22 protein-coding genes are annotated in these 24,780 nt (G+C 72.4%); 6 read left to right on the top strand and 16 right to left on the bottom strand.

Annotation, left to right across the window (positions count from 1 at the left end):
* Positions 1–10 precede the first annotated feature (10 nt).
* Genes ABC138_RS00380 through tpx form a run of 3 tightly spaced genes read left to right on the top strand, consistent with a single transcriptional unit; the run spans position 11 to position 1,794 of the window.
* Positions 11–454: an HIT family protein gene (locus ABC138_RS00380; RefSeq protein WP_068325224.1), complete on the top strand. Its 444-nt coding sequence runs from the start codon at positions 11–13 to the stop codon at positions 452–454.
* Positions 451–1,245 (top strand): hypothetical protein, encoded by a 795-nt coding sequence (locus ABC138_RS00375; protein WP_169701924.1) that lies wholly within the window; start codon positions 451–453, stop codon positions 1,243–1,245. Before ABC138_RS00380 ends, ABC138_RS00375 begins: the two co-directional genes overlap by 4 nt.
* A gap of 54 nt (positions 1,246–1,299) precedes the next feature.
* A complete protein-coding gene (gene tpx, locus ABC138_RS00370; protein WP_068325226.1) occupies positions 1,300–1,794 on the top strand; it encodes a thiol peroxidase in 495 nt (164 codons plus the stop codon).
* Between the two features lie 64 nt (positions 1,795–1,858).
* Here the strand turns inward: tpx and ABC138_RS00365 are convergent, their stop codons facing one another.
* Genes ABC138_RS00365 through ligA form a run of 4 tightly spaced genes read right to left on the bottom strand, consistent with a single transcriptional unit; the run spans position 1,859 to position 7,265 of the window.
* Complete coding sequence (locus ABC138_RS00365; protein WP_345912418.1) at positions 1,859–2,863, bottom strand: methyltransferase; 1,005 nt, start codon at positions 2,861–2,863, stop codon at positions 1,859–1,861.
* A complete protein-coding gene (locus tag ABC138_RS00360; RefSeq protein ID WP_345912417.1) occupies positions 2,863–4,605 on the bottom strand; it encodes a DEAD/DEAH box helicase in 1,743 nt (580 codons plus the stop codon). The genes ABC138_RS00365 and ABC138_RS00360 overlap by 1 nt, the downstream gene beginning before the upstream one ends.
* Positions 4,606–4,632: 27 nt before the next feature.
* Positions 4,633–5,103 (bottom strand): DUF664 domain-containing protein, encoded by a 471-nt coding sequence (locus tag ABC138_RS00355; RefSeq protein WP_345912416.1) that lies wholly within the window; start codon positions 5,101–5,103, stop codon positions 4,633–4,635.
* The gene (gene ligA / locus ABC138_RS00350; RefSeq protein ID WP_345912415.1) at positions 5,100–7,265 is read right to left on the bottom strand and encodes an NAD-dependent DNA ligase LigA; all 2,166 of its coding nucleotides are present in this window, start codon (positions 7,263–7,265) and stop codon (positions 5,100–5,102) included. The genes ABC138_RS00355 and ligA overlap by 4 nt, the downstream gene beginning before the upstream one ends.
* 56 nt (positions 7,266–7,321) lie before the next feature.
* Here ligA and ABC138_RS00345 point away from each other — a divergent pair, with 56 nt between their 5' ends.
* Entirely contained in the window at positions 7,322–8,818 is a 1,497-nt protein-coding gene (locus ABC138_RS00345) for a long-chain fatty acid--CoA ligase (RefSeq protein WP_345912414.1), read from the top strand.
* An 88-nt stretch (positions 8,819–8,906) separates the two neighbouring features.
* Here the strand turns inward: ABC138_RS00345 and ABC138_RS00340 are convergent, their stop codons facing one another.
* From ABC138_RS00340 to ABC138_RS00330, 3 genes are read right to left on the bottom strand one after another with little or no spacing between them, the layout of a single operon-like run.
* Entirely contained in the window at positions 8,907–9,887 is a 981-nt protein-coding gene (locus ABC138_RS00340; RefSeq protein ID WP_345912413.1) for a methionine synthase, read from the bottom strand.
* Positions 9,884–10,990, bottom strand: coding sequence for a tRNA 2-thiouridine(34) synthase MnmA (gene mnmA / locus ABC138_RS00335; RefSeq protein ID WP_345912411.1), 1,107 nt, complete (start codon positions 10,988–10,990; stop codon positions 9,884–9,886). Before mnmA ends, ABC138_RS00340 begins: the two co-directional genes overlap by 4 nt.
* Entirely contained in the window at positions 10,990–12,174 is a 1,185-nt protein-coding gene (locus ABC138_RS00330) for a cysteine desulfurase family protein (protein ID WP_345912410.1), read from the bottom strand. The genes mnmA and ABC138_RS00330 overlap by 1 nt, the downstream gene beginning before the upstream one ends.
* A 93-nt stretch (positions 12,175–12,267) precedes the next feature.
* Here ABC138_RS00330 and ABC138_RS00325 point away from each other — a divergent pair, with 93 nt between their 5' ends.
* Complete coding sequence (locus ABC138_RS00325) at positions 12,268–13,746, top strand: MFS transporter (RefSeq protein ID WP_345912408.1); 1,479 nt, start codon at positions 12,268–12,270, stop codon at positions 13,744–13,746.
* Here ABC138_RS00325 and ABC138_RS00320 read toward each other — a convergent pair.
* From ABC138_RS00320 to ABC138_RS00285, 8 genes are all read right to left on the bottom strand, one after another.
* Positions 13,743–14,660, bottom strand: coding sequence for a hypothetical protein (locus ABC138_RS00320; RefSeq protein WP_345912407.1), 918 nt, complete (start codon positions 14,658–14,660; stop codon positions 13,743–13,745). The two genes, ABC138_RS00325 and ABC138_RS00320, sit on opposite strands and share 4 nt — an antisense overlap.
* Before the next feature lie 145 nt (positions 14,661–14,805).
* Positions 14,806–15,756 carry an electron transfer flavoprotein subunit alpha/FixB family protein gene (locus ABC138_RS00315; protein WP_068325235.1) on the bottom strand — a complete coding sequence of 317 codons (951 nt, stop codon included), beginning with the start codon at positions 15,754–15,756 and terminating at the stop codon, positions 14,806–14,808.
* A 31-nt stretch (positions 15,757–15,787) separates the two neighbouring features.
* Entirely contained in the window at positions 15,788–16,567 is a 780-nt protein-coding gene (locus ABC138_RS00310; protein WP_068325236.1) for an electron transfer flavoprotein subunit beta/FixA family protein, read from the bottom strand.
* Positions 16,568–16,741: 174 nt separating this feature from the next.
* On the bottom strand, positions 16,742–17,068 hold the full coding sequence (locus ABC138_RS00305; protein ID WP_345912406.1) for a hypothetical protein: 327 nt from the start codon (positions 17,066–17,068) through the stop codon (positions 16,742–16,744).
* A gap of 1 nt (position 17,069) precedes the next feature.
* Positions 17,070–17,711 (bottom strand): acyltransferase, encoded by a 642-nt coding sequence (locus ABC138_RS00300; RefSeq protein WP_068325238.1) that lies wholly within the window; start codon positions 17,709–17,711, stop codon positions 17,070–17,072.
* A 13-nt stretch (positions 17,712–17,724) separates the two neighbouring features.
* The gene (locus ABC138_RS00295) at positions 17,725–18,693 is read right to left on the bottom strand and encodes a class I SAM-dependent methyltransferase (protein ID WP_345912405.1); all 969 of its coding nucleotides are present in this window, start codon (positions 18,691–18,693) and stop codon (positions 17,725–17,727) included.
* Positions 18,693–19,472 (bottom strand): enoyl-CoA hydratase-related protein, encoded by a 780-nt coding sequence (locus ABC138_RS00290; RefSeq protein WP_345912404.1) that lies wholly within the window; start codon positions 19,470–19,472, stop codon positions 18,693–18,695. The genes ABC138_RS00295 and ABC138_RS00290 overlap by 1 nt, the downstream gene beginning before the upstream one ends.
* The gene (locus ABC138_RS00285; RefSeq protein WP_345912403.1) at positions 19,469–19,969 is read right to left on the bottom strand and encodes a hypothetical protein; all 501 of its coding nucleotides are present in this window, start codon (positions 19,967–19,969) and stop codon (positions 19,469–19,471) included. The genes ABC138_RS00290 and ABC138_RS00285 overlap by 4 nt, the downstream gene beginning before the upstream one ends.
* A gap of 35 nt (positions 19,970–20,004) precedes the next feature.
* Here ABC138_RS00285 and glgX point away from each other — a divergent pair, with 35 nt between their 5' ends.
* The gene (glgX, locus tag ABC138_RS00280; RefSeq protein WP_345912402.1) at positions 20,005–22,080 is read left to right on the top strand and encodes a glycogen debranching protein GlgX; all 2,076 of its coding nucleotides are present in this window, start codon (positions 20,005–20,007) and stop codon (positions 22,078–22,080) included.
* 77 nt (positions 22,081–22,157) lie between these two features.
* Here glgX and glgP read toward each other — a convergent pair whose 3' ends face one another.
* Entirely contained in the window at positions 22,158–24,728 is a 2,571-nt protein-coding gene (glgP, locus tag ABC138_RS00275; protein WP_345912401.1) for an alpha-glucan family phosphorylase, read from the bottom strand.
* Between the last annotated feature and the right edge of the window lie 52 nt (positions 24,729–24,780).

Here is a 24,780-nt window from a genome sequence, read left to right as displayed (position 1 = left end):
GGTGAGGGCCATGGCGACTCTCTTCACCAAGATCATCGACGGCGAGATCCCGGGTCGGTTCGTCTGGTCCGACGAGACCTGCGTGGCCTTCCTGACCATCGAGCCGCTCACCGACGGTCACGCCATGGTCGTGCCGCGTGCCGAGCTCGAGCAGTGGACCGACGCCGACGAGCAGACGTGGGCGCACCTGCAGCGGGTCGCGATGACCATCGGCCGCGCGCAGCAGGCGGAGTGGGCGGCGCCGCGGATCGGGATGCTGCTCGAGGGCTTCCTCGTGCCGCACCTGCACATCCACACGTGGCCGGCCTTCTCGCCCGACGACTTCGACCCGCACGCGCCGATGCGCGACGTCAGCGACGAGCGCTTCGAGGAGGCAGCCGAGCGGCTGCGCGCCCGGCTGCGCGCCGATGGCCACGCCGCCCACGTCCCGGGCCCGGGGGCGCTTCCCGCATGATGTCCCGCCGCACGAAGGCCGCGATGTTCGCCGCCCTCATCGCGGCCTTCACCGTGATGCTCCTCGGCGGCGCCGTCCTCTTCGTCGCCGACGGGCAGCCGTGGGCCGCGCTCGCGTGGACCCTCCTCCTGGCGGTGGGGACCATCGTGACGTCCGCGGGACTCGTCGGCTTCCTGCGGGAGACCGACCCGGACCTCGTGGACGAAGGGGGTCACGTCGTCGTCGAGGCGCCGTCCCGCCCCCTTCCCCCGGCGACCGACCGCAAGGACCCCTGGCCCTACGAGTGGCTGGCCCCGGCACTCGCCCAGGCCTTCGAGGGCACGCCCTACGTCGTGATGAGCAACGGCAGCTCGATCCTCGTGCGGGCCGACCTCGTCGACACCCGGTGGCAGCACGTCGCCACGACCCACCGGTTGCGGCACACCTTCGTCACCCGGTTCGTCCCCACGGGCCGGCCGGGGGTGATCCGGCGGACCGACGAGTCGCGCCGGTTGGAGACCTCGGCGGGACCGACCCGGCTCGGCGCCCAGCTGGGGGTCGCCTCCGGACGGCAGTGGGGGTACACGCGGCGGATCGAGTACGGCCTCGGCCTCGACGGCTTCAGGCGGCGGGTCGACTACGAGTTCTCCACCGACGAGATCAACGAGCCGGTCCGGGAGATCATGCGGATGGCCGGCTGGCGGGCGACGCTCGACGCGGAGGCCAGGGGCGCGCTCGTCATGGGCGGCCTCGGCCTCTCGGCCGCCGTCGTCGTGCCCGCCGTGCTCGTCGTCCAGGCCCTGCTCGACTGACCGCACTGCAGACCCGTGGTGGCGATGGCCTCGTCCGGGGTGTAGGCATGGGGCATGGCTACCACTGCATTTAAGGGCAACCCCGTCAACACCGCCGGCGAGCTGCCGGCCGCCGGCGCGAGCGCCCCGGCCTTCGACCTCGTCGGTGACGGTCTCTCCGCGCTGACCTCCGCCGACGTCCCCGGTCGCGTCGTGCTCAACATCTTCCCGAGTATCGACACCGGCGTCTGCGCCGCGAGCGTGCGCAAGTTCAACGAGCTCGCCGCCTCCCTCGACGACACGACCGTCGTCAACGTCTCCAAGGACCTCCCCTTCGCCCAGGCCCGCTTCTGCGGCGCCGAGGGCATCGACAAGGTCAAGGTCGGCTCGGCCTTCCGCTCCTCCTTCGGCGAGGACTACGGCGTGACGATGACCGACGGCCCGATGGCCGGTCTCCTCGCCCGTTCGGTCGTCGTCCTCGACGCCGACGGCAAGGTCCTGCACACCGAGCTCGTCCCGGAGATCACCCAGGAGCCCGACTACGACGCGGCCGTCAAGGCCCTCGGCTGACCGCCCACCGACCCCATGACGAAGGGGGGAGCCGCCCGGGTGGGCGGCTCCCCCCTTCGTCATGTCAGGCGCGGACGGTCCGGGTGACGAGGTAGCTGCGGTCGCGGACGAGGATCTCGGTCTCGCCGACCCCGCGCAGGCGCGGCAGGTACGGCAGGTGCGCGTTGTAGACGAGCACCAGCTCACCCCCGGGCACGAGGACGCGGGCGGCGTCGTCGATCATCTCGAGCGTCGGGGTGGAGTCCTTGGCCGTGCCGACGTGGAAGGGCGGGTTGCTGACGATCGCGGCGACCGACACGTCGTCGAAGCCGACCAGCCCCTCCCCGCGGCGCACCTCGACCGCACCTGCCGTCGTCAGGCGCGTCGACGCCACCGCCGCCGCGGACACGTCCACCGCGACCACGTCGTCGAACCGCCGCGCGAGCAGCGCGGCGAGGACCCCCGTGCCGCAGCCCAGGTCGACGACGGTGCCCTCCGTGCCACCGACCCGGTCGAGCTGACCGACGAGCAGTGCCGTCCCCGCGTCCAGCCGCGTGCCGGCGAAGACCGCCCCGTGCGCGTGGACGGTCAGGTCGAGGTCGTCGTGGTGGCGTGAGCGCGGCCAGGTCTGCTCGACCGCACGGGCGCCGGAGGCGTGGAGGACGCGTGACTTCTGGCGGCCGAGGCTGGCCGTCACGTCCGTGAAGCTCGCCGCGAGCACCTCGTTCATCGACCGGGTCATGTGCTTGACCCGGCCGCCGGCGACGACGCGGACGTCGTCCGCGCCGACCACCGCCGCGGTGCGGGCGATCTCGTCGAGGGCGTCGAGCGAGCCGGGCAGGCGCAGCACGACGAGCCGGGCCCCCGTGAGCGCCTCCGCCAGGTCGGGGACGACCGTGCCTCCCGCCGCGGCGACCCGCTGCTCGCTGACGATGCTGTCGCTGTGCGCGACGACATCGCCCCCGGCCAGGCCGGCGACCGCCGAGGTGAGCGCACCGTGGTCGTCGCCGACGACCGCGACACGGCCCGACGGGAGGTCACCGAGCTCGTCGACCAGGAGCCGGTCGACGGGGTCGAGCTCGGGAGCCATCAGGTGCGCGGAACCTTGCGGTGCGGCTTCCGGTCACGTCGGCCGCCGGGCTCCCCGGACTCGCTGAGCTCGATGAGCTGGCCGGAGATGCGAGTGCTCTGCAGGCGGTCGGCCGTGCCGGGCGGCAGCGGCGACGGCAGCTCGACGATCGAGTGGTCCCCGCGGATGTCGATGTGGCCGAAGTCCTGACGGCTCAGGCCGCCCTCGTTGGCGAGCGCACCGACGATCTGACGCGGCTCGACCTTGTGCCGGCGCCCCACGGCGATCCGGTAGGTGCCCATCGGGCCGGAGGCACCGCGTGGGCCGCGCTTGCCCCCCTTCGCCCGGTCCGGGTTGTCGCCACGGTCGTCACGACGCGGCGGGCGCTCGGTCCGCTCGCGCTTGGGCGGACGCACGGGGTCGGGGCCCATGAGCATCGGCTCGTCGCCCTGCAGGACGATCGCCAGGGCGGCGGCGACGTCGCCCTCCGGCACGTCGTGCTCCTCGACGTAGTGCGCGATGACGTCGCGGAAGGTCGCGAGGTCGGACGAGGCGAGGGCGGCCGTGATCCGGTCGTCGAACCGGCCCAGCCGTGTGGCGTTGACGTCCTCGGGGGACGGCATCGGCATCTCGGCCAGGGTCGTGCGGGTCGCCTTCTCGATCGACTTCAGCAGGTGGCGCTCGCGGGGGGTGACGAAGGAGATCGCGTCACCGGAGCGCCCGGCCCGACCCGTGCGACCGATGCGGTGCACGTAGGACTCGGTGTCCGTGGGGATGTCGTAGTTGACGACGTGGCTGATCCGCTCGACGTCGAGACCGCGGGCGGCGACGTCGGTGGCGACGAGGATGTCGAGCCGGCCGGACTTGAGCTGGGCCACGGTCCGCTCGCGCTGGGCCTGGGCGACGTCACCGTTGATCGCTGCGGCCGAGAAGCCTCGGGCTCGCAGCCGCTCGGCGAGCGTCTCCGTCTCGTGCTTGGTCCGCACGAAGACGATCATCGCCTCGAAGTTCTCCACCTCGAGGATGCGGGTGAGCGCGTCCACCTTCTGCGGGTAGGACACGACGAGGTAGCGCTGGGTGATGTTGGGCGCCGTCGCGGTCTTGCGCTCGACGGTGATCTCGAGCGCGTCGGTCAGGTGCTTCTTGGAGATGCGGCGGATCTGGGCGGGCATCGTCGCGGAGAACAGCGCGACGTGCTTGTCCTCGGGTGTCTCGGCGAGGATCGTCTCGACGTCCTCGGCGAACCCCATCTTGAGCATCTCGTCGGCCTCGTCGAGGACGAGGAAGCGCAGCTGCGACAGGTCGAGCGTGCCCTTCTCGAGGTGGTCCATGATCCGGCCGGGGGTGCCCACGACGACGTGCACACCGCGGCGAAGGGCGCTCAGCTGCACCCCGTAGCCCTGGCCGCCGTAGACGGGGAGCACGCGCACGCCGGGGATCCGCGAGGCGTACTTCTCGAAGGCCTCGCAGACCTGCAGCGCCAGCTCGCGGGTGGGCGCGAGGACGAGTGCCTGGGGCGACTTCTGCTTGGGGTCCAGCTGGCTGAGGACCGGCAGCGCGAAGGCCGCGGTCTTGCCCGTGCCGGTCTGCGCGAGCCCGACGACGTGGCGTCCCTGGAGGAGCGCGGGGATCGTCGCGGCCTGGATCGGCGAGGGGGTCTCGTAGCCGATGTCCTTGAGCGCCCGGACCACGCGGTCGTCGAGGCCAAGGTCGGCGAAGGTCGGCTGGTCGGGCTCGGGAGGGGGCGTGCTGTCGGTGCTCACAGGACGACGGTAGTCGAGCCGCCGGGATCAGCGCTCCAGGACGAGGTCGACGGTGAGGTCGACGTGGCCCAGGTGCTGGTAGAGCTCCTCGATGACGTGCAGCGCGATGAACCCCTGCGTGACCGGTCGGGGGTCGCCCTCCTCCCAGCCGTCAGGCCCCCGCGGCGGTGCGGACGCGTCGTAGTCGGCGAGGTCCTCGACCCACCGTCGGCGCTGGGCGGCGACGATCGCCTCGAGCTGCTCGAGGGTCCCGGTCGCGGTGAGCTCCGCAGCGCGGTCACGGGTGATGGAGCGCCCGGCGATCGACTCCCCGCCCCAGCGCTCCATGACCCCGCAGCAGTGGACGACGAGCGCGTAGACGCTGTTGGCGCCCTCGACGTCGGGGCGTCGGCAGAGCAGCTCGTCTCCCCCGGCGTCGACGAGGTCGTCGGCCCCCGCCAGCAGCTTGGCCAGCGCAGAGTCGACATACCACTGGATCGTGGCGAGGTCCGCGCTCACGAGCTCTCCTCCCCCTCGCTCTCCGAGAACCGCGCCACGCTGCCGGTCTCGAGCAGCTCGGTGAACTCGTCCTCGGTGAGGATCGGCCGGCCGAGCTCGCGCGCCTTGGCCTCCTTGGTGCCGGCGTTGTCGCCGACGACGACCCAGTCGGTCTTCTTGCTCACCGAGCCGGAGGCCTTGCCGCCCCGCTCGAGGATCGCCTCCTTGGCGCTGTCGCGGGAGTAGCGCTCGAGCGAGCCCGTGACGACGACCGTGACGCCCTCGAGCGTCTGGGTGATGGACTCGTCCCGCTCGTCCTCCATGCGCACGCCGTCGGCGGCCCACTGGTCGACGATGCCGCCGTGCCACTCGTTGCCCTCGCCGTCGAACCACTCGCGCACCGACGCCGCGATCGTCGGACCGACGCCCTCGACGTCGGCGAGCGCCGCCTCGTCGGCCTCGCGGATCGCGGTCATCGACCCGAAGTGCTGGGCGAGCGCCCGCGCGGCCGTCGGCCCGACGTGCCGGATCGACAGCGCCACGAGCACGCGCCACAGCGGTTGCTCCTTGGCCTGCTGCAGGTTGTCGACGAGCTTGGCGCCGTTGGCCGAGAGCACCCGCCCGTCGTGGACGAGCTCCTCCGGGTCGCTCTTCTTCGCCGCCCGGGTGAAGAGCGGCACCTTGGCGATGTCCTCGGCGTCCAGCCCGAAGAGCCCGGACTCGTCGGTGAGCACGCCGGAGTCGAGCAGCCCGACCGCGCCCTCCCAGCCGAGCGCCTCGATGTCGAAGGCGCCCCGGCCGGCCAGCGAGGAGAGCCGTTCGCGCAGCTGGCTGGGGCAGGTCCGCGAGTTGGGGCAGCGGATGTCCTTGTCGCCCTCCTTCTGCGGGGCGAGCTCGGTGCCGCACGCGGGGCAGTGCGTCGGCATGACGAACTCGCGCTCGCTCCCGTCACGCAGGTCGACGACCGGGCCGAGGATCTCGGGGATGACGTCGCCCGCCTTGCGCAGGACGACGGTGTCGCCGATGAGCACGCCCTTGCGCCTGACCTCGTGGGCGTTGTGCAGGGTCGCGAGGGAGACCGTCGAGCCGGCGACCGTGACCGGCTCCATGACGCCGAAGGGGGTGACCCGCCCCGTGCGTCCGACGTTGACCCGGATGTCGAGGAGCTTGGTGTTGACCTCCTCCGGCGGGTACTTCCACGCGATCGCCCACCGCGGCGAGCGGGAGGTCGTGCCGAGCCGGCGCTGCACGGCGATCTCGTCGACCTTGACGACCACGCCGTCGATCTCGTGGTCGTAGTCGTGGCGCTGCTGCTCGACGCGGGTGATGAAGCTGCGCACATGGGTCATCGAGTCGAAGACCTCGTAGTGCGGCGAGGTGGGCAGCCCCCACGACGCCATCAGCTCGTAGGCGTGGCTCTGGCTGTCGACCTCGAAGCCCTCGCGCCGCCCCATCCCGTGCACGAGCATGTGCAGCGGCCGGCGGGCGGTGACGCGAGGATCCTTCTGCCGCAGCGATCCCGCGGCTGAGTTGCGCGGGTTGGCGAAGGGGGGCTTGCCCGCCTCGACGAGGCCCGCGTTGAGCTCGGCGAAGTCCTCGAGCCGGAAGAAGACCTCGCCCCGGACCTCGACGAGGTCGGGCACCGGGTGGACGCTGTCGTCGAGCCGGGTCGGGATGCCCTCGATGGTCCGGACGTTCATCGTCACGTCCTCACCGGTGCGCCCGTCACCGCGCGTCAGCGCGCGGGTGAGCCGGCCCCCTTCGTACAGGAGGTTGATGGCCAGGCCGTCGATCTTGAGCTCGCAGAGGTAGTGGAACCCGGAGACCTCCTGCTCGACCCGGCGCGCCCAGTCGAGCAGCTCGTCGCCCTCGAAGGCGTTGTCGAGGCTGAGCATCCGCTCGAGGTGGTCGACGGCGGTGAAGTCGGTCGAGAAGATCGCGCCGCCGACCGTCTGCGTCGGCGAGTCGGGGGTGCGCAGGGAGGGGTGCACCTCCTCGAGCTCCTGGAGCCGCCGGATCAGGCGGTCGTACTCCGCATCGCTGATCGTCGGCGCGTCCTTGACGTGGTAGGCGAACTGGGCAGCGCTCGCCTGCTCGGCCAGGTCGGCCCACTCGTGCCGGGCGTCCTCGGGGATCTCGCTCACCCGGCCATCCTGCCGCAGGGCACCGACACCCCCTTCCATCCGACACGACGACAAGGTTGGATGGGACACCCGAACCCTCATTCAGGAGCCAACAGATGACCAATCTCGCGAGCAACCTCGTCGCGACCGCCCAGGCCCACCCCGACAGGGTGGCCATCAAGCTCGACGACGCGGAGCTCACGTGGGCCCAGCTGCACGGCCTCGCCGCCCGAGCCGCCGGAGCGCTGCGCGCGGCCGGTCTCGAGCCCGGTGACCGCGTCTCGCTGATCCTGCCGAACGTCCCGGCCTTCCCCGTGCTCTTCTACGGCACGCTGCTCGCGGGCGGCATCGTCGTCCCGATGAACCCGCTGCTCAAGGCGCAGGAGATCGAGTACTTCTACACCGACTCCGGCGCGAAGTTCTCCTTCGTCTGGGGCGACTTCGCCGCCGAGGCGCAGGCCGGCGCCGAGGGCACCTCGACCCGGGTCATCGCCTCCGGCCCGGTCGGCCCGAGCGAGGAGGACCTGCCGGCCGGGGAGCCGATCGCCACGCCCGTCGAGCGCGCCGGCGACGACACCGCGGTCATCCTCTACACCTCCGGCACGACCGGACGGCCCAAGGGCGCCGAGCTCACCCACGACAACCTCGACCTCAACGCCAAGCGCTCCGCCGAGGACATCATCGGCATCCGCCCCGACGACGTCATCATGGGCTGCCTGCCGCTCTTCCACGTCTTCGGCCTGACGTGCGGCCTCAACACCGCGGTCCGCCAAGGCGCGACGCTAACGCTCATCCCCCGCTTCGACCCCGGCAAGGCCCTCGAGGTCATCGAGCGCGACCGGGTGACGATCTTCGAGGGCGTGCCGACGATGTACGGCGCGATGCTGCACCACCCCGCGGTCCAGGACACCGACAAGAGCAGCCTGCGCACCTGCGTCTCCGGCGGCTCCTCGCTGCCGGGCGAGACGCTGCGCGAGTTCGAGGAGACCTTCGGCGTGCAGCTCCTCGAGGGCTACGGCCTCTCGGAGACCTCGCCCGTCGCCTCCTTCAACATGCTCGACCAGCCGACCAAGCCGGGCACCATCGGCCGCGCGATCCCCGGCTGCGAGATGAAGCTCGTCGGCACCGACGGCCAGGACGTCGGCCCCGGCGAGGGTGTCGGCGAGATCGCGATCCGCGGCGACAACATCATGAAGGGCTACTGGGGCAAGCCCGAGGCGACCGCCGAGGCGATCCCCGACGGGTGGTTCCGCAGCGGCGACATCGCGAGCGTCGACGAGGACGGCTACTACACGATCGTCGACCGCAAGAAGGACCTCATCATCCGCGGCGGCATGAACATCTACCCGCGCGAGGTCGAGGAGGTGCTCTACACGCACCCCGACGTGCTCGAGTGCGCCGTCGTCGGCGTCCCGCACCCCGAGCTCGGCGAGGACGTCGGCGCCGCCGTCTCGCTGCGCGAGGGCGCCGCGGGCGACACCGAGGAGATCAAGCAGTACGTCAAGGACCGGATCGCGGCCTACAAGTACCCCCGCACGATCTGGATCCTCGACGAGCTGCCCAAGGGCCCGACCGGCAAGATCCTCAAGCGGGAGATCCACGCCCCCGCCTGACGGGTCCCGTGCACTCGAGGTCGTCCTGGTGCATCTCGTGGTCGATCCGGCCACCTGGTGCACCAGGACGACCTTTTGTGCACGAGCCTCAGCCGGCCGCCAGGTCGGTGAGGGCGGCGGCCAGATCAGTCGTCGTGCGCAGGATCGACACGGCGGACGAGGGCGCCGTCCCCGCCAGCCCGCAGGTCGGCGTGACCACGACGTCACCGAGCGACGCGACGGGCAGGCCGATCCGCTGCCAGGCGCCGACGAGCCGATCGCTCGCGGTGCGCCAGTCCGCGCCGCCCGACGTCGGCACGGCGCCGGCCCACAGCCGCGTGCCCGACTCCACGGCCTCGGCCAGCTGCTCCCAACCACGCCCACCGAGCAGGGACAGGTCGAGCGAGAGCCCACGCGCGCCGGTCTGCCGCAGCAGCTCCACAGGCACATCGCCGGCACAGCAGTGGACGACCGTCTCGAGCTCACCGGCCGCGGCGAGCACGGTCCGCACCCCGTCCCGCACCTCGTTGCGCTCGACGGCACGCAGCCGCCCGTACCCGGACTGGGTCGGCAGCCGGCCCTCGAGCACGGCCGGCAGGCCGGGCTCGTCGACCTGCACGACCACCTGCGCGCCCGGCACGAGGCGCCGCACGTCGCCGAGGTGGCTCGCCACGCCGTCCGCGAGCGCCTCGGCGATGTCGCGCCGGGCACCCCGGTCGACGACCGCACGCTCGCCCCGGGTCAGCTCGATGCTCGCGGCGAGGGTCCACGGCCCGGTGACCTGGACCTTGAGCGGGCCGGTCCAGCCGTCGTACGCCTCGGCGAGCTCGTCGAGGTCCTCGCGGAGGAGGGCACGGGCCCTCCCTTCGTCCGCACCGGGGCGGTCGACGAACCGCCACCCGTAGGGCTGGGTCTCGACGTGCAGGTCGGTGAGGAGTGCGGCGGCGCGACCGACCATGTCGGCGCCGACGCCGCGGGCGGGCAGCTCGGGCAGGTGCGCGATGCCGTCCCCGAGCAGGTCCCGGACGGCGACGACGGCCTCCCGCGGGGACCGCCCGGGCCACGAGCCGATACCGGACGCGAGCGTCATCGGGTGACCGCCGCGCTCCGGCCGGCCCGAGCGATGGTGCCGGACCCGACGACTCGCGTGCCGTCGTAGAGGACGATCGACTGCCCCGGGGCGGCGCCCCGCACGGCGGTGTCGAGCCGCACGACCAGGCGCGCGTCGTCCCCTTCGCCCAGCACCTCGGCGGTGGCGGGGATCTCCTCGCCGTGCGCCCGGATCTGCGCGCCGAGCCGGTGCCGACCGGAGGCTGCGGGACCGCACCAGCGCACGTGGTCGGCCTCGATCTCGTCGGCGCCGAGCAGGTCGGCCGTCCCGATGAAGACGCGGTTGGTGGAGGCCTCGACCCTCGTCACGTAGCGGGGCTCGCCGTCGAGGCCGGAGCGGTCGAGCCCGAGCCCGCGGCGCTGGCCGACGGTGAACCCGTAGGCCCCGCGGTGCCCACCGACGACCTCGCCGGAGCCCTCGTCGACGATCTCGCCCTCCTGCTCGCCGAGGCGCCGGGTCAGCCAGCCGCGGGTGTCGCCGTCAGGGATGAAGCAGATGTCGTGGCTGTCGGGCTTCTTGGCCACGGCGAAGCCGCGCTCGGCCGCCTCCTCGCGAACCTGCGGCTTGGTCGTGTCGCCGAGCGGGAAGAAGGCGTGCGCCAGCTGCTCCTCGTCGAGGACACCCAGCACGTAGGACTGGTCCTTGGCCGTGTCGACCGCGCGGTGCAGCTCGCGCCCCTGGGACCCGTCGACGACCTGCGCGTAGTGACCGGTGGCCACGGCGTCGAACCCGAGCGCCAGCGCCTTGTCGAGGAGCGCGGCGAACTTGATCTTCTCGTTGCAGCGCAGGCAGGGGTTGGGGGTGCGCCCGGCCTCGTACTCGGCGACGAAGTCCTCGACGACGTCCCGGGCGAAGGGGGTGGCCATGTCCCACACGTAGAACGGGATGCCGAGCCGGTCAGCGACCCGGCGGGCGTCGCCGGCGTCCTCGATGGTGCAGCAGCCCCGGGCCCCCTCGCGCAGCGTCTTGGCGTCCCTGGCCAGGGCGAGGTGCACGCCGACGACGTCGTGGCCCGCCTCGATCATCCGCGAGGCGGCGACCGCGGAGTCGACGCCCCCGCTCATCGCGGCGACGACACGCATCAGGCGGCCCCGCTGGCCCGTCGGGCTCGGCCGACGGCCTCGGGCAGGGCAGCGAGGACCGCGTCGACGTCCGCGTCGGTGGAGGTCCAGCCGAAGGAGACGCGAAGGGACCCGCGCGCCTCCTCCTCCGAGCGCCCCATCGCGAGGACGACGTGGGAGGGCTGCGGGATGCCCGCCTGGCAGGCCGACCCGGTCGAGACGGCCACCCCGGCCGCGTCGAGCAGGTAGAGCATCGAGTCGCCCTCGCACCCGGGGATGGTGATGTGGGCGTTGCCGGGCAGTCGCGTGGTGACGTCACCGACCTCCCAGCAGCCGGTGACCCGGATGCCGAGGTCGAGCGCCTGGGTGCCGGCGAGGAAGCGGTCGCGCAGGGCGCCGATCCGGGCGGCCTCGGCCTCCCGCCGGTCCACGGCCTCGGTGACGGCGACCGCGAAGGAACGGATGGAGGCGACGTCGAGCGTGCCCGAGCGCACGCCGCGCTCCTGGCCCCCGCCGTGGCTCAGGGCGACGAGCCGGGCGTCGCGCTTGGCCACGAGGGCTCCGATGCCGATCGGGCCACCGAGCTTGTGCGCGCTGACGCTCATGAGGTCCACCCCGCTCGCGGCGAAGTCGACCGGGAGGTGCCCGGTCGCCTGGACCGCGTCGGTGTGGAAGGCGATGCCGTGCTCGTGGGCGATCGCCGCCATCGCGGCGACGTCCTGGACGGTCCCGACCTCGTTGTTGGCCCACATGACGGTGGCCAGGCCGACGGTCTCCGCGGACTCCTCGATCGCGGCGCGCACGGCGTCCGGGTGCACCGTGCCGCACTCCCCCGGCGCGACGAAGGTCGCGCTCGCGCCCTCGTGCTCGACCGCGTGGTCGACGGGGTCGAGCACCGCGTGGTGCTCCACGGCGCTCACGACGATGCGGGAGCGAAGGGGGTCCACCGCACGGGCCGCGCGCAGGCTGCCGGTGATGGCGAGGTTGTCGGCCTCGGTACCGCCCGAGGTGAAGACGATCTCGCTCGGGCGCGCGCCGAGGGCCGCGGCGATGCGTTCGCGGGACTCCTCGACGACCCGACGCGCGTCGCGACCGGGCCCGTGCAGGCTCGAGGCGTTGCCGGTGATCGCGAGCTGCTCGACCATCGCCTCGCGCGCCGCGGGGGTCATCGGCGTGGTCGCCGCATGGTCGAGGTAGGTGGTCATCACAGAGAGTCTACGGAAACCGGGACGCCGGGAATGAACCCCACCGGACCGAGGTTGCCCTCCAGGGTGCACGGGTCGAGCCGAGGAGGTCACGTGACGGGTGAGGCCACCGCTGTCGCGGACCCCCGGCACGTGCTCTCCGACGCCCAGCGACGACGCGTCCTCGCAGTGCTCCTCGTGGCGATCTTCATGTCGCTCGTCGGGGTGAGCATCGTCAACGTCTCCGTCCCCTCCATCCAGTCAGGTCTGGGAGCCACCGACTCCGACGTCCAGTGGGTCCTGTCCGGCTACGCGCTCACCTTCGGCGTCGTCCTCGTCGCCGCCGGACGGGCCGGCGACCTCCTCGGGCGCGGCGGGGTCTTCATGATCGGCGTCGCGACCTTCACCTTGGCCTCGGTCGCCGCAGGCCTCGCGCCGGACGCGACATGGCTCAACATCGCGCGCTTCGTCCAAGGAGTCGGGTCGGGCCTGATCAACCCCCAGGGCATCGGCATGATCCAGCAGTACTTCCGCGGCGACGAGCGGGGGCGGGCCTTCGGGCTCTTCGGCAGCACCGTCGGCGTGGCCGTCGGCATCGGCCCCGTGATCGGCGGGCTGCTCATCGGCGCTGGCGGTCCGGAGATCGGGTGGCGCCTGACCTTCCTCATCAACCTGCCGGCCGGCCTGCTCTGCCTGGTGCTGGCCTTCCTGTGGTTCCCGAGGCCCCTGCTCCACCGTCCGACCGGCACGACCCGCGCGGAAGGGGTCTGGCGCTCGCTCGACCCGGTCGGGTCGCTGCTCCTCGGCCTCGCCGTCCTGGCGACGATGCTCCCCTTCGTCGAAGGGGGTTCCTCGCCCTGGTTCTGGCTCACCCTGCCGGCGGGTCTGGTCCTGGGCTGGGGCTGGGTGCGGTGGGAGCGCCACCACCGCGACCGCGGGCGCAGCCCGATGGTCGACCTGCAGATCTTCACCATCCGCAGCTTCACCCGGGGCAGCATCATCGCGCTGCTCTACTTCCTCGGCATGACGAGCATCTGGGTGCTCGTCGCCCTCTACTTCCAGGTCGGCACGGGCAGGTCCGCGCTGCAGACCGCCCTGGTGGGCGTGCCGGCGGCACTGACGGCCGCGGTGGCCTCGGGCTGGGCCGGGCGGCGGGTGGCGCTCCACGGCCACCGAGTCGTCATCGCAGGCCTGGTCCTGGCGCTGCTCGGTGTCCTGACGAGCATCGTCGTCGTCCAGCTGCGGGCGGGTGGGCACCTCAGCGAGTGGTGGCTGGTCGCCAGCCTCGTCCTCGTCGGCGCCGCGCAGGGCTCCGTCATCAGCCCCAACCAGACCCTCGCCCTGGCCGAGGTGCCGCTCGAGTACGCCGGCAGCTCCGGGGCCGTCATGCAGACCGGGCAGCGGATCGGCACCTCCATCGGCATCGCGGTGATCACCTCCGCGGCCTTCGCCGTGCTCGGTGCGAGCGGCAGCTGGACGACCGCGATGAGCGCCGCACTGGGTCTGGTCGCGGTCGTCGTGCTCGTGGCCCTGGCCTTCGCGGTGGGCGACCTGCGTGGCCGCCGTCCCGAGACGGGTCCTCGCGCGTCCTAGCCGACCGAGACGTGCACGTGGTCGTAGTGGTTCTGCGTCGGGTCGCCCCGGTCCTCCATCATGTTGGAGCTGCCGTTGGGGTACCAGATGCGCTGCTGCCAGATGATGTACGTGATGTTGAGCTCGCCGGCGTGCTGCTGCAGCCAGGCGTTGACCTGGTCGCCGCGGGCACCGGTCACCATGATGTCGACGGCCCGGCCGCTGCCGTGGTCGCCGGGGTCGCCGGCCCGGTAGCCACCGATGTCGGTCATGTCGGGGAACTGCGTGCGCACGGCCGAGTAGACCTTCTGCGCGTTGGGACCCAGCCCCAGCCCGGCGGCCTCCGAGGCGTAGTTGCTCGTGGTGACCGACCCCGTCTGCGGGGCCTGCGACTCCTCGTCGGCGGTCTGCGTCTCCGGGTCGGCCTCGGGCTGCTCCTGCGGGGCCTCCTCGACCGGCGCCTCCTCGGCGGGGGGCTCCTGCGCCGTCTCCTCGGTGTCCGTCGCGGTCTGCGCGACAGGCTCCGGCTTCGGCTCGGGCTTCGGTGCCGGCTTGACGACGGCGTCGACCGCGAGGGCGCCGGAGGCGTCGTGGACCTCGTCGGCGTCGCCGGACGTCGGGGCCGTGACGGCCACCGTCGTGCGCGACGCGGAGCGGGAGGGGGCCGACTCCTCGCCCCGTCCGTCGAGGAGCGCCCGGACCTGCGCGGTGGTGGCGTCGGCGGGCGCAGCGGCGGTCGCCTGCGGGTGGGTGCCCTGGGCGGAGCTCGGGGCGATGACGAAGGCGCCGGAGCCCAGGACGATGCCGACCCCGGCGACGGCCTTCGCGGCGGCGCGGGCGCCGCTGCTGCCGACCGACGAGGGCAGGGTGCTCAGACGGGTCAGCGGTCCGCGGCGGGGGCTGCCGTGCCGGCTGACGTATCGGGTGGTGCTCACAGGGGACCTCTGGGTGGGGATCAGGGGATGACCAAGCGATCGTCGGCAACTGTAACGGCAAATGTCACGATTTGGTAAACGCACGACGAAGGGGGGCCGCGCACCCGACGGTGCGCGGCCCCCCTTCGTCAGGAGTGACGGGAGGTCACTTGCCCTTGACGGCCTCCGTGGCCTGCGGGAGGACCTGGAAGAGGTCGCCCACGACACCGAAGTCGACGAGCTCGAAGATCGGGGCCTCCTCGTCCTTGTTGATCGCGACGATCGTCTTGGACGTCTGCATGCCCGCGCGGTGCTGGATCGCACCGGAGATGCCCGCGGCGACGTACAGCTGCGGGGAGACCTGCTTGCCGGTCTGGCCGACCTGCGACGTGTGCGGGTACCAGCCGGCGTCGACCGCGGCGCGCGAGGCGCCGACGGCGGCACCGAGGGCGTCCGCGAAGGTCTCGACCGGGGCGAAGTCACCGCCCGTGCCACGACCACCGGAGACGACGATGGCCGCCTCGGTGAGCTCGGGGCGACCGGTGGCCTTCTTCGGCTCGGCGGCCGTGACCTTGGCGGCCTTCGCGCCGTCGGAGATGGTGACGGAGAGCTCCTCGAAGGCACCCGCGCCGTTGGCCTGCTCCGGGGCGGCGGAGTTGGGCTTGACGCAGATGATCGGGGTGCCCTTGGTGACCTTCGCCTGGACGGTGTAGCTGCCGGCGAAGACCGACTGGGTGGTGACCGGCCCGTCGGGACCGGCCTGGACGTCGACGGCGTCGGTGATCAGACCCGACTCGGTCTTGACGGCCAGACGCGCACCGATCTCCTTGCCGGAGGCGCTGCTCGGGATGAGCACCGCGGCGGGCTGCTTCTCCTGGACCAGCTGCGCGAGGATCTCGGCCTGGGGGGCGACGAGGTGCTCGACCGCGGCCGGGTCGGAGACGGCGTAGATCTTCTCGGCGCCGTAGCGCGCGAGGAGGTCCGTGGCGGTCTCGGCGCCGGGGCCGATGAAGACGGCGGAGGGCTCACCCAGCCGGCGGGCGATGGTCAGCATCTCCGCGGCGGGCTTCTTCACCTCACCGTTTGCGTGGTCGACGAGGACGAGGACTTCAGCCATGTCTATTGCTCCTTGATGTCCGGGTCGTCGATCAGACGAACTTGTTGGTGGTCAGGAACTCGGCGAGCTTCGTGCCGCCGTCACCCTCGTCGGTGACGATCGTGCCCTGCTCGCGCGGGGGACGCTTGGTCGTGGACTCCACGGCGGTCCAGGCGTTGGCGAGGCCGACCTGGCCGGCGTCGACGCCGAGGTCGGCGAGACCCCACTGCTCGACCGGCTTCTTCTTGGCGGCCATGATCCCCTTGAAGGAGGGGTAGCGCGGCTCGTTGATCTGGTCGGTGACCGAGATCAGCGCCGGGAGCGTGGCCTCGACGGTCTCGCTCGCGGTGTCGCCGTCGCGCCGCATGCGGGCGACGCCGCCGTCCACGGTCAGCTCGGAGGCGTAGGTGACCTGCGGCAGGCCGAGGCGCTCGGCGAGCATCGCCGGGACGACGCCCATGGTGCCGTCGGTGGAGGCCATGCCGGTGAGGACGATGTCCGGCGTACCGATCTTCTTGATCGCCTCGGCGAGGATCAGCGAGGTGGCCAGGGCGTCGGAGCCGGCGATCGCGTCGTCGGAGACGTGCACGCCCTTGTCCGCACCCATCTGGAGGGACTTCTTGACGGCCTCGGCGGCGTTCGCCGGGCCGACGGTCAGCACCGTGACCTCGCCCTCGCCGGCCTCCACCAGCTGCAGGGCCTGCTCGACGGCGTACTCGTCGAGCTCGGACAGCAGACCGTCCACGCCCTCGCGGTCGGTCGTGTTGTCCTCGTTGAATCCGCGGTCGGACTGTGCGTCCGGAACGTACTTCACGCAGACGACGATGTTCATCGGCGAATCGTCCTCTTCCTGGGTGAGGGGGCTGGATACCGGGCGATGCTCCCACCGGTCCCGCTGCGTGCAGCCGGCGGTGCGGGGAGAGTCCCAGTCCGCTCACGCTATCCAGCGGGGTGACCGACCACCAACGCGGGGCAGGGTGCCCTTCGCCACATGTCCCCGGGAGGATCAGCCTGCGGCGTTCTCCAGGACGTGGAAGGAGGGCTCCTCGTACGGGTGCGAGGAGCGCAGTGCCGCAACGACATCCGCGCGCAGCGACCTCGGGAAGGTGACCTCTGCGCGGTCCTCGACGACGCGCTCTGCGCGGCCGACGGCACCGATGGTCGGGTTCGCCGTTCCCACGGGGCGGAACCTCCCTTCGCCCCTCACGACGAAGGCGCACTCGCGGTACTCCCCCACCGCACCCGCGCCGACGGCGAAGAGCGCGGCGAGGACCTCCTCGGTCGCGTCGACCGGGATGTGCACGACGAGGACGTCGAGGGGTTCGCGCGCCATGTCACCAGCCCTCCGGCAGGTCGAGCTCGCCAGCGGCCACGGGGACGGGCCGACGGTGCCGGAGGACGCGGGCGGGCACCCCGCCCAGGACGACGAAGGGGGGATGCGCCCCGCGGACGACGGCGCCGGCCCCGACGACGCTGTGGTCGCCGATGTCGGTGCCGCGGGTGATGACGCACTTGGTCCCGACCCACACGTCGTCGCCGACGCGGACCGGGGACTTGACGATGCCCTGGTCCTTGATCGGGGTCGTCAGGTCGGTGGTGACGTGGTCGAAGTCGCAGACGTACACGTCGTCGGCGAAGAGGCAGGCCTCCCCCACCTCGATGTCGAGCCAGGTGTTGAAGGTGTTGCGGATCCCGATGACCGTCTTGGCGCCGATGCGCAGCGTGCCCTCGTGGGCGCGCAGCGCGGACCCCCCGCCGATGTGCGTGTACGCGCCGATGATGAGGCGCGCGGTCCCCGGCGCGACCTGGAGCTGCACGTCCGGGCCGATGAAGCACGGTCCCTCGAAGACGAGGCCCGGGGTGCGGGCGCGGGCCCGGACCATGCGCAGGTAGCCGAGGACGTGGTGGTGGCTCCAGGCCCGGTTGGCGACCACCCACCGGGTCCAGTGCCACCACGTGAGGCGGTCCTGCGCCATCAGTGCGGGCCGGTCACGCCGCGGGCTTGGTGCCCGTGACGCCCACGTTGTAGAAGAAGCGCTGCGGCACGACCCGCCCGAGGGCGGCGTCGACGCGCATCAGGCGCCTCCACGAGCGGTACGCGAAGGAGGCCCAGCCGAAGCCGAGGGCGTCCTCGGCGACCGCGTACTCGAAGGTGCGCACGGGCCAGCCGACGAAGGCGGACAGCAGCTCCTCCGTCGCCGTGCCGACGTGGTCCGCCCCGGCCCGGCGCGCGGTCGCAGCCAGCTCGCGCGGGTCGAAGGTGTGCAGGTCGACGACGGCCTCGAGGGCCGCGGCGCGGGAGGACTCGTCGAGCTCGGCGCGGTCGCGGGCCCACTTGCGGCGCAACGGCGGCAGCCTGCTGGCCCGGGTCGCCGCCTCCCACGTCGCGCGGGAGAGGTGCCGCGCGTACCAGTGCCCGATCGTCGTCGGCTCGCCGGCGATGACGAAGCGCCCGCCGGGCTTGAGCACGCGCACGACCTCGCGCAGCGCCGCCTCGACGTCGGGGACGTGGTGCAGGACCGCGTGGCCGACCACGAGGTCGAAGGTGTCGTCCGCGTGGGGCAGCGCCTCCGCGTCGGCGACGCGCCCCCCGATCGTGAAGCCGAGCCGCTGCGCGTTCTGCTCGGCCGCGGCGACCATGCCCGGGGACAGGTCGCAGACGTGCACCTCGTCGACGAGGCCGGCGAGCTTGAGGTTGAGCGAGAAGAACCCGGTACCGGCGCCGAGCTCGAGCGTGCGCCCGAAGGGGATGGCCTCCCCCTTCGCCGGGGACGAGGTCAGCACGTGCAGGAAGCGGTCACGCACGATGCTCGTGCACCGCTCGTCGAAGCTGATCGACCACTTCTCGTCGTAGGTCTGCGCCTCCCAGTCGTGGTAGAGCACCTGGGCGAGCTTGTTGTCCTGCCAGGCGGCCTCGACCTGCTCCGCGCTGGCCGTCCCGCTCGGGCTCGGACCCATCAGACCCCCTCGAAGGTGGCCTTGCCGGGACCGTGGTCCATGAAGCTGCGCATGCCGGACTTCTGGTCCTGCGTCGCGAAGAGCGCGCTGAAGAGCTGCGCCTCGATGCCCAGGCCCGTGCCGAGGTCGACCTCGAGCCCCCTGTCGACGGCCTCCTTGGCCGCGCGGAGCGCCTGGGCGGGACCGCCGACGAAGGGGGCGACCTTGCGCCGGGCGGCCTCGAGGACCTCGGCGGCGGGGACGACCTCGTCGGCGAGACCGATCTCGAGGGCCTCGGCGGCGGAGACCATCCGACCGGTGAAGATCAGCTCCTTGGCCCGGGCCGGGCCGACGAGGCGCGGCAGGCGCTGGGTGCCGCCGGCGCCGGGGATGATGCCGAGGGTGATCTCGGGCAGGCCGAGCTTGGCGTTGTCGGCGACGACGCGGAAGTCGCAGCACAGCGCCGTCTCGAGGCCGCCGCCGAGCGCGAACCCGGTGATCGCGGCGACGGTCGGCTTGGGGATCGCGGCGAGCGCCTGCGAGAAGCGCTGCAGCAGGCGGACGTGGGCGGCCATGTCCGGGTAGGACATCTCCGCCATCTCCTTGATGTCGGCGCCGGCGGCGAAGACGCGCTCACCGCCCCAGACGATGACGGCCGAGACGTCGGTGCGGGTGGAGACCTCCTCGGCGACCTCGACCAGACGCTGCTGCATCTGCGCGTCGAGGGCATTCATCTTCGGCCGGTCGAGGACGATCGTGGCGATGCCGTCGGCGACCTCGAGGCGGACGACCTCGCTCATGCCTGCGGCTCGCCGTCGCCGGCGGTCCCGTCCTCGAGCTCCTGGCCCGTGGCGCGCTGGTGCCACAGCTGCACACCCTGCAGGACGAGCGGGAGGGCCAGGCCGAGCAGCCCGCGGATGTCGGCGCCGCGCGGGAGGATGTGCTCGCTCGTCACGAGCAGGGTGTCGCCGGCGACGGCGGCCTTGACGAGGTTGAAGGCGACGTTGAGGTCGTTGCTGACCTGCAGGCGCTCCATCGGGTCGGTGGGCACGGGGTCCTCGAGGGCCCACTGGCCGAAGACGCGCAGCACGTTGGACTCGTCGTCCGCGCAGCGGATGAACATCTGCTGCTCGGAGAAGATGAAGGCCACGTCGCCCTCGTCGTCGATGCGGGTCTCCAGACCCAGGTCACCCAGGGCGTCGACGACGCGGTCGCGCAGCGGGGCCTCGGGCTCCGGCTGGTCGGCGCCGTTGGTGGGTGTGGGGCCGAAGTTGGGGAGGGCGGTGGGATCGCTCATGCCGCCACGCTACCCAACTGCTTACGCTGTGGGCCATGTCGACCACTGCCGTCCAGGCACTCCCCCATCTCCCGCAGCCCGGCGTCAGGCCAGTGGAGGGCGGCGTCGAGGTCGCGGTCCACGCCGCCTCCGCGACCGCCGTGTGGCTGTGCACCTTCGACGACGAAGGGGGTGAGACCCGCCACGCACTGCCGGCCACCGGTGACGGGTGGTGGGCCGGGCTGGTCCCGGACGTCACCCCCGGGACGCGCTACGGGCTGCGCGCCGACGGCCCGTGGGACCCGCCGGCGGGCCTGCGCTACAACCCCGCCAAGCTGCTCCTCGACCCGTGGGCCCGCGCGATCGAGGGCGCCGTGGACTACCGGCCCGAGGTCTTCGGGCACGTCCTCGAGGGCGACGACGACGCCGAGGTGCCGACGCGCTCGGAGGCCGACTCCGCCCCCTTCGTCCCGCGCAGCGTCGTGCTCGACACGAGCTTCGACTGGGGCGAGGACGCTCCGCCGGCGATCCCCCGTGACGAGCGCGTCGTCTACGAGGCGCACGTGCGCGAGCTGACGATGCTGCTCGAGGACGTCCCCGAGCACCTGCGCGGGACCTACGCCGGCGTGTGCCACCCGGCGACCGTCGAGCACCTGAGGCGCACCGGCGTGACGACCGTCGAGCTGCTGCCCGTGCACGCGTTCGCCGACGAGCCGCACCTCGTCGACCTCGGGCTGACCAACCACTGGGGCTACAACACGATGGGCTTCTTCGCCCCCCACGCCCCGTACGCGAGCAGCGAGGACCCGCACGAGGTGCTGCGCGAGTTCAAGGGCATGGTCAAGGAGCTCCACGCCGCCGGCATCGAGGTCCTGCTCGACGTCGTCTACAACCACACCGCCGAGCAGAGCACCGACGGCGCCACGCTGTGCTGGCGCGGCCTGGAGGCGCCGACCTGGTACCGCCTCGACGAGGACGGTCACGACGTCGACGTCACCGGCTGCGGCAACACGCTCGACCTCACCGAGCCGCTTGTGCTCGACATGGTCCTTGACTCGCTGCGCTACTGGGTCACCGAGTGCCACGTCGACGGGTTCCGCTACGACCTCGCGGTGGCGCTCGCCCGCGGCGAGGACCTCGGGTACACGCCCGACCACCCCTTCCTCGTCGCGCTGCGCGAGGACCCCGTGCTCTCGCAGGTGCTGCACGTCGCCGAGCCGTGGGACCTCGGGCCCGACGGCTGGCGCACCGGGCAGTTCCCCGGGGCGTGGGCGGAGTGGAACGACAGGTTCCGCGACACCGCGCGCGACTTCTGGGTCGCCGGGTCGGGCGCGCTCTCCCGCGGCGAGGAGCCCGGGCCGGGCGTGCGCGAGATCTCGACCCGGCTCGTCGGCAGCCGGGACCTCTTCGGCGACCGGACGCCGCTGTCGTCGATGGGCTTCGTCACTGCCCACGACGGGTTCACCCTCGCCGACCTCGTCGCCTACGACCAGAAGCACAACGAGGCCAACGGCGAGGACAACCGTGACGGCAACGACCACAACCGCTCGTGGAACCACGGGGCGGAGGGACCGACCGACGACGTCGTCATCGGCATCGCGCGCCGACGCTCCGCGCGCAACGTCATCGGGACGCTGCTCCTGTCGGCCGGCGTCCCGATGATCTCCTCGGGCGACGAGATCGGCCGCACCCACGGGGGCAACAACAACCCGTACTGCCAGGACAACGAGATGAGCTGGCTGCACTGGGACCTCGACGAGGAGCGCACGGACCTGCTCGCGACCGTCGCGCACCTCACCGCGCTGCGTCGCGAGGTGCCCGTCCTGCGCGACCACGACGAGTCGGTCCTCGGCTGGTGGGACGAGACGGGCGAGCCGATGACGGAGGAGACCTGGGCCCAGGACGAGCGCCGCACCCTCCAGCTCACCCTCGAGGGCGAGCCCTCCGCCCTGCTCGTCCTGCACGGGGGCCTCGACGAGATCGAGGTGACCCTCCCCGGCGAGCCCGGCTGGACCCTGCGCTGGGACAGCGCCTGGGAACGACCCGAGGACGGACGCGAGTCGCAGCCCGAGGGCCGCGGTGACGAGCCCGAGACCCTCACCCCGCTCAGCCTGCGCCTGTACACGCGCTGACCGGCAGAGGGTCACGTCGTGCAGCACCGGAGCGCTCTTGGTGCACGACGTGACCCTCTGCGAAGGGGGACGAGGGGTCAGGCGTTGGCCACCAGCCCCATGCTGGCGGGGAAGGCGATGAGCTCGTGCCGGGGCAGGACGCGCACGGTCCAGCCGAACTGGCCGGTGCGCTCGATGGGGACCCGGCCGGAGAACTTGGCCTTGCCGTCCTCGTAGGACTCGACGACGTCGAGCGAGGTCGCGTCCCACTCGACGAGGTCGTCCGTGCCGAGGGCGACGCGGCCGGCGATCACCTGGACGTCGACCTCGTGCGGGGCCAGACCGTCGAGCGCGACGTAGGCGTCGACGCTCAGCAGCTCGCCGACGAGGGGGCTGTCGGAGACCCCGGAGCCCTCGACGTGGTCGACCCGGACCGCGGGCCAGCCGGCCCGCACGCGCGCCTTGTAGTCGGCGAGCGCCTTGGCGCCGGCGTGGTCGTCGGCGTTGACGCGCGCGTTGTGCCTGGCGGCCGGGGCGTAGAGCTGCTCGGTGTAGTCACGCACCATGCGGGTGGCCAGGACCTTGGGCCCGAGCGTGGTGAGCGTGTGCCGCAGCATCGAGAGCCAGTGCTGCGGGAGGCCCTGCTCGTCGACGTCGTAGAACCGTGGCGCGACCTCGTGCTCGATGAGGTCGTAGAGCGCCGCGGCCTCGATGTCGTCGCGACGGCCCTCGTCGGCCACTCCGTCGGCCGTCGGGATGGCCCAGCCGTTCTCGCCGTCGTACCACTCGTCCCACCACCCGTCGAGGATGGAGAGGTTGAGCCCGCCGTTGAGGGCGGCCTTCATGCCCGAGGTGCCGCACGCCTCGAAGGGACGCAGCGGGTTGTTGAGCCAGACGTCGCAGCCGGGGTACAGCGTGCGGGCCATGGCGATGTCGTAGTTGGGCAGGAAGACGATGCGGTGGCGCACGTCGTGCTGGTCGGCGAAGTGCACCATCTGCTGGATGAGCTGCTTGCCGGTCTCGTCGGCGGGGTGCGACTTGCCGGCGATGACGAGCTGGATCGGCCGCTCGGGGTGGAGCAGCAGTGCCTTGAGCCGCTCGGGGTCGCGCAGCATGAGGGTGAGGCGCTTGTAGGTCGGCACCCGTCGGGCGAAGCCGATCGTCAGCACCTCGGGGTCGAGCACGCCGTCGGTCCAGCCGAGCTCGGCGTCGGTCGCCCCGCGCTTGGCCCAGCTGGAGCGCAGGCGTGCCCGGGCGTCCTCGACGAGCCGCGCGCGCATCTGCGCCTTGGCCGCCCAGATGTCCGCGCCCGGCACGGCCGGGATCGAGTCCCAGCGGTCGGAGGCCTCGACGTCGCGGCCGCCGAGGTGCTGCGCGGCGATGTCGTAGACGGTGTCGTCGACCCAGGTGGGGGCGTGGACGCCGTTGGTGATCGAGGTGATCGGCACCTCGTCGTCGTCGAAGCCCGGCCACAGCCCGTCGAACATCTCGCGGGAGACGTGGCCGTGCAGCTGGGAGACGCCGTTGGCGCGCACGGCGAGGCGCAGCCCCATGACGGCCATGTTGAACATGTCGGGCGAACCGCCCTCGTAGGTCTCGGCGCCGAGCTCGCGCAGCTTGTCCAGCGGCACGCCGGGCAGCTCCTGCGACCCGCCGAAGTAGCGCTCGAGCAGGTCCGTGCCGAAGCGGTCGATGCCGGCGGGCACGGGCGTGTGCGTGGTGAACACGGTCCCGGCGCGGGCGGCCTCGGTCGCCTCGTCGAAGGTCATGCCGGCGGACTGGGTGAACTCGCTGATCCGCTCGATCCCCAGGAATCCGGCGTGGCCCTCGTTGGTGTGGAAGACCTCGGGCTCGGGGGCCCCGGTGAGCCGCGACCACAGGCGCAGTGCGCGCACACCGCCGATGCCGAGGAGCATCTCCTGCTGCAGCCGCTGCTCGCCCCCACCGCCGTAGAGGCGCTCGGTGACCGCCCGCATCGAGTCGTCGTTGCCGGGCACGTCGGAGTCGAGGAGGAGCAGCGGCACGCGGCCGACCTGGGCCCGCCACACGTGCGCGCGAAGGGAGCCGCCCCCGGGCATCGCGACCGTCACGACGCAGGGGGTGTCGTCCTCCTCGCGCAGCAGGTGCAGGGGCAGGCCCTGCGGGTCCAGGACCGGGTAGGTCTCCTGCTGCCAGCCCTCGTGGTTGAGGCTCTGCTTGAAGTAACCGGTCTTGTAGAACAGGCCGACGCCGACGATCGGCACGCCGAGGTCCGAGGCCGCCTTGAGGTGGTCGCCGGCGAGGATCCCGAGACCGCCGGAGTACTGCGGCAGCACCTCGGTGATGCCGTACTCGGGGCTGAAGTAGGCGATGGAGGCCGGCAGCCCGTCGCCCGCGTCCTGGTACCAGCGTCGCGAGGAGAGGTACTCGTCGAGGTCGGCCTTGGCGGCCGCCACCCGCGCGACGAGGTCGCGGTCGGTGGCGAGCTCCTCGAGCTCGGTCGAGGAGTAGGTGGACAGGAGGCGGACGGGGTCGCCGTTGACCTCCGCCCACCGCTCTGGGTCGAGCTCGGCGAAGAGCCGGCGGGTGGGCGAGTGCCAGCTCCACCTCAGATTCATGGCGAGGTCGCCGAGGGCGGAGATCGGTTCGGGCAGGGCGGTGCGGACACTGAAACGTCGGATGGCCTTCACCCAGACCATCTTGGGGGTTATCGCGGCGGCACGCCAACTGCCGAGCGGTGAC

Origin of the sequence: Janibacter sp. LM (assembly GCF_039631275.1) — a bacterium.
Lineage (GTDB): Bacteria > Actinomycetota > Actinomycetes > Actinomycetales > Dermatophilaceae > Janibacter > Janibacter terrae.
Note: the sequence above shows the minus strand (reverse complement) of the source record. Positions and strands in the feature narration are given on the sequence as shown.

Bases quoted from the DNA above. Each gene is read 5' to 3' on its own strand.
- ABC138_RS00380 (WP_068325224.1), top strand. From the start codon at position 11: ATGGCGACTCTCTTCACCAAGATCATCGACGGCGAGATCCCGGGTCGG.
- ABC138_RS00340 (WP_345912413.1), bottom strand. From the start codon at position 9,887: ATGACGCTCGCGTCCGGTATCGGCTCGTGGCCCGGGCGGTCCCCGCGG.
- ABC138_RS00315 (WP_068325235.1), bottom strand. From the start codon at position 15,756: ATGGCTGAAGTCCTCGTCCTCGTCGACCACGCAAACGGTGAGGTGAAG.
- tpx (WP_068325226.1), top strand. From the start codon at position 1,300: ATGGCTACCACTGCATTTAAGGGCAACCCCGTCAACACCGCCGGCGAG.
- ABC138_RS00345 (WP_345912414.1), top strand. From the start codon at position 7,322: ATGACCAATCTCGCGAGCAACCTCGTCGCGACCGCCCAGGCCCACCCC.
- ABC138_RS00330 (WP_345912410.1), bottom strand. From the start codon at position 12,174: ATGACCACCTACCTCGACCATGCGGCGACCACGCCGATGACCCCCGCG.
- ABC138_RS00310 (WP_068325236.1), bottom strand. From the start codon at position 16,567: ATGAACATCGTCGTCTGCGTGAAGTACGTTCCGGACGCACAGTCCGAC.
- ABC138_RS00375 (WP_169701924.1), top strand. From the start codon at position 451: ATGATGTCCCGCCGCACGAAGGCCGCGATGTTCGCCGCCCTCATCGCG.
- ligA (WP_345912415.1), bottom strand. From the start codon at position 7,265: ATGGAAGGGGGTGTCGGTGCCCTGCGGCAGGATGGCCGGGTGAGCGAG.
- ABC138_RS00295 (WP_345912405.1), bottom strand. From the start codon at position 18,693: ATGGGTCCGAGCCCGAGCGGGACGGCCAGCGCGGAGCAGGTCGAGGCC.
- ABC138_RS00305 (WP_345912406.1), bottom strand. From the start codon at position 17,068: ATGGCGCGCGAACCCCTCGACGTCCTCGTCGTGCACATCCCGGTCGAC.
- ABC138_RS00285 (WP_345912403.1), bottom strand. From the start codon at position 19,969: ATGAGCGATCCCACCGCCCTCCCCAACTTCGGCCCCACACCCACCAAC.
- ABC138_RS00300 (WP_068325238.1), bottom strand. From the start codon at position 17,711: ATGGCGCAGGACCGCCTCACGTGGTGGCACTGGACCCGGTGGGTGGTC.
- glgX (WP_345912402.1), top strand. From the start codon at position 20,005: ATGTCGACCACTGCCGTCCAGGCACTCCCCCATCTCCCGCAGCCCGGC.
- mnmA (WP_345912411.1), bottom strand. From the start codon at position 10,990: ATGCGTGTCGTCGCCGCGATGAGCGGGGGCGTCGACTCCGCGGTCGCC.
- ABC138_RS00365 (WP_345912418.1), bottom strand. From the start codon at position 2,863: ATGGCTCCCGAGCTCGACCCCGTCGACCGGCTCCTGGTCGACGAGCTC.
- ABC138_RS00290 (WP_345912404.1), bottom strand. From the start codon at position 19,472: ATGAGCGAGGTCGTCCGCCTCGAGGTCGCCGACGGCATCGCCACGATC.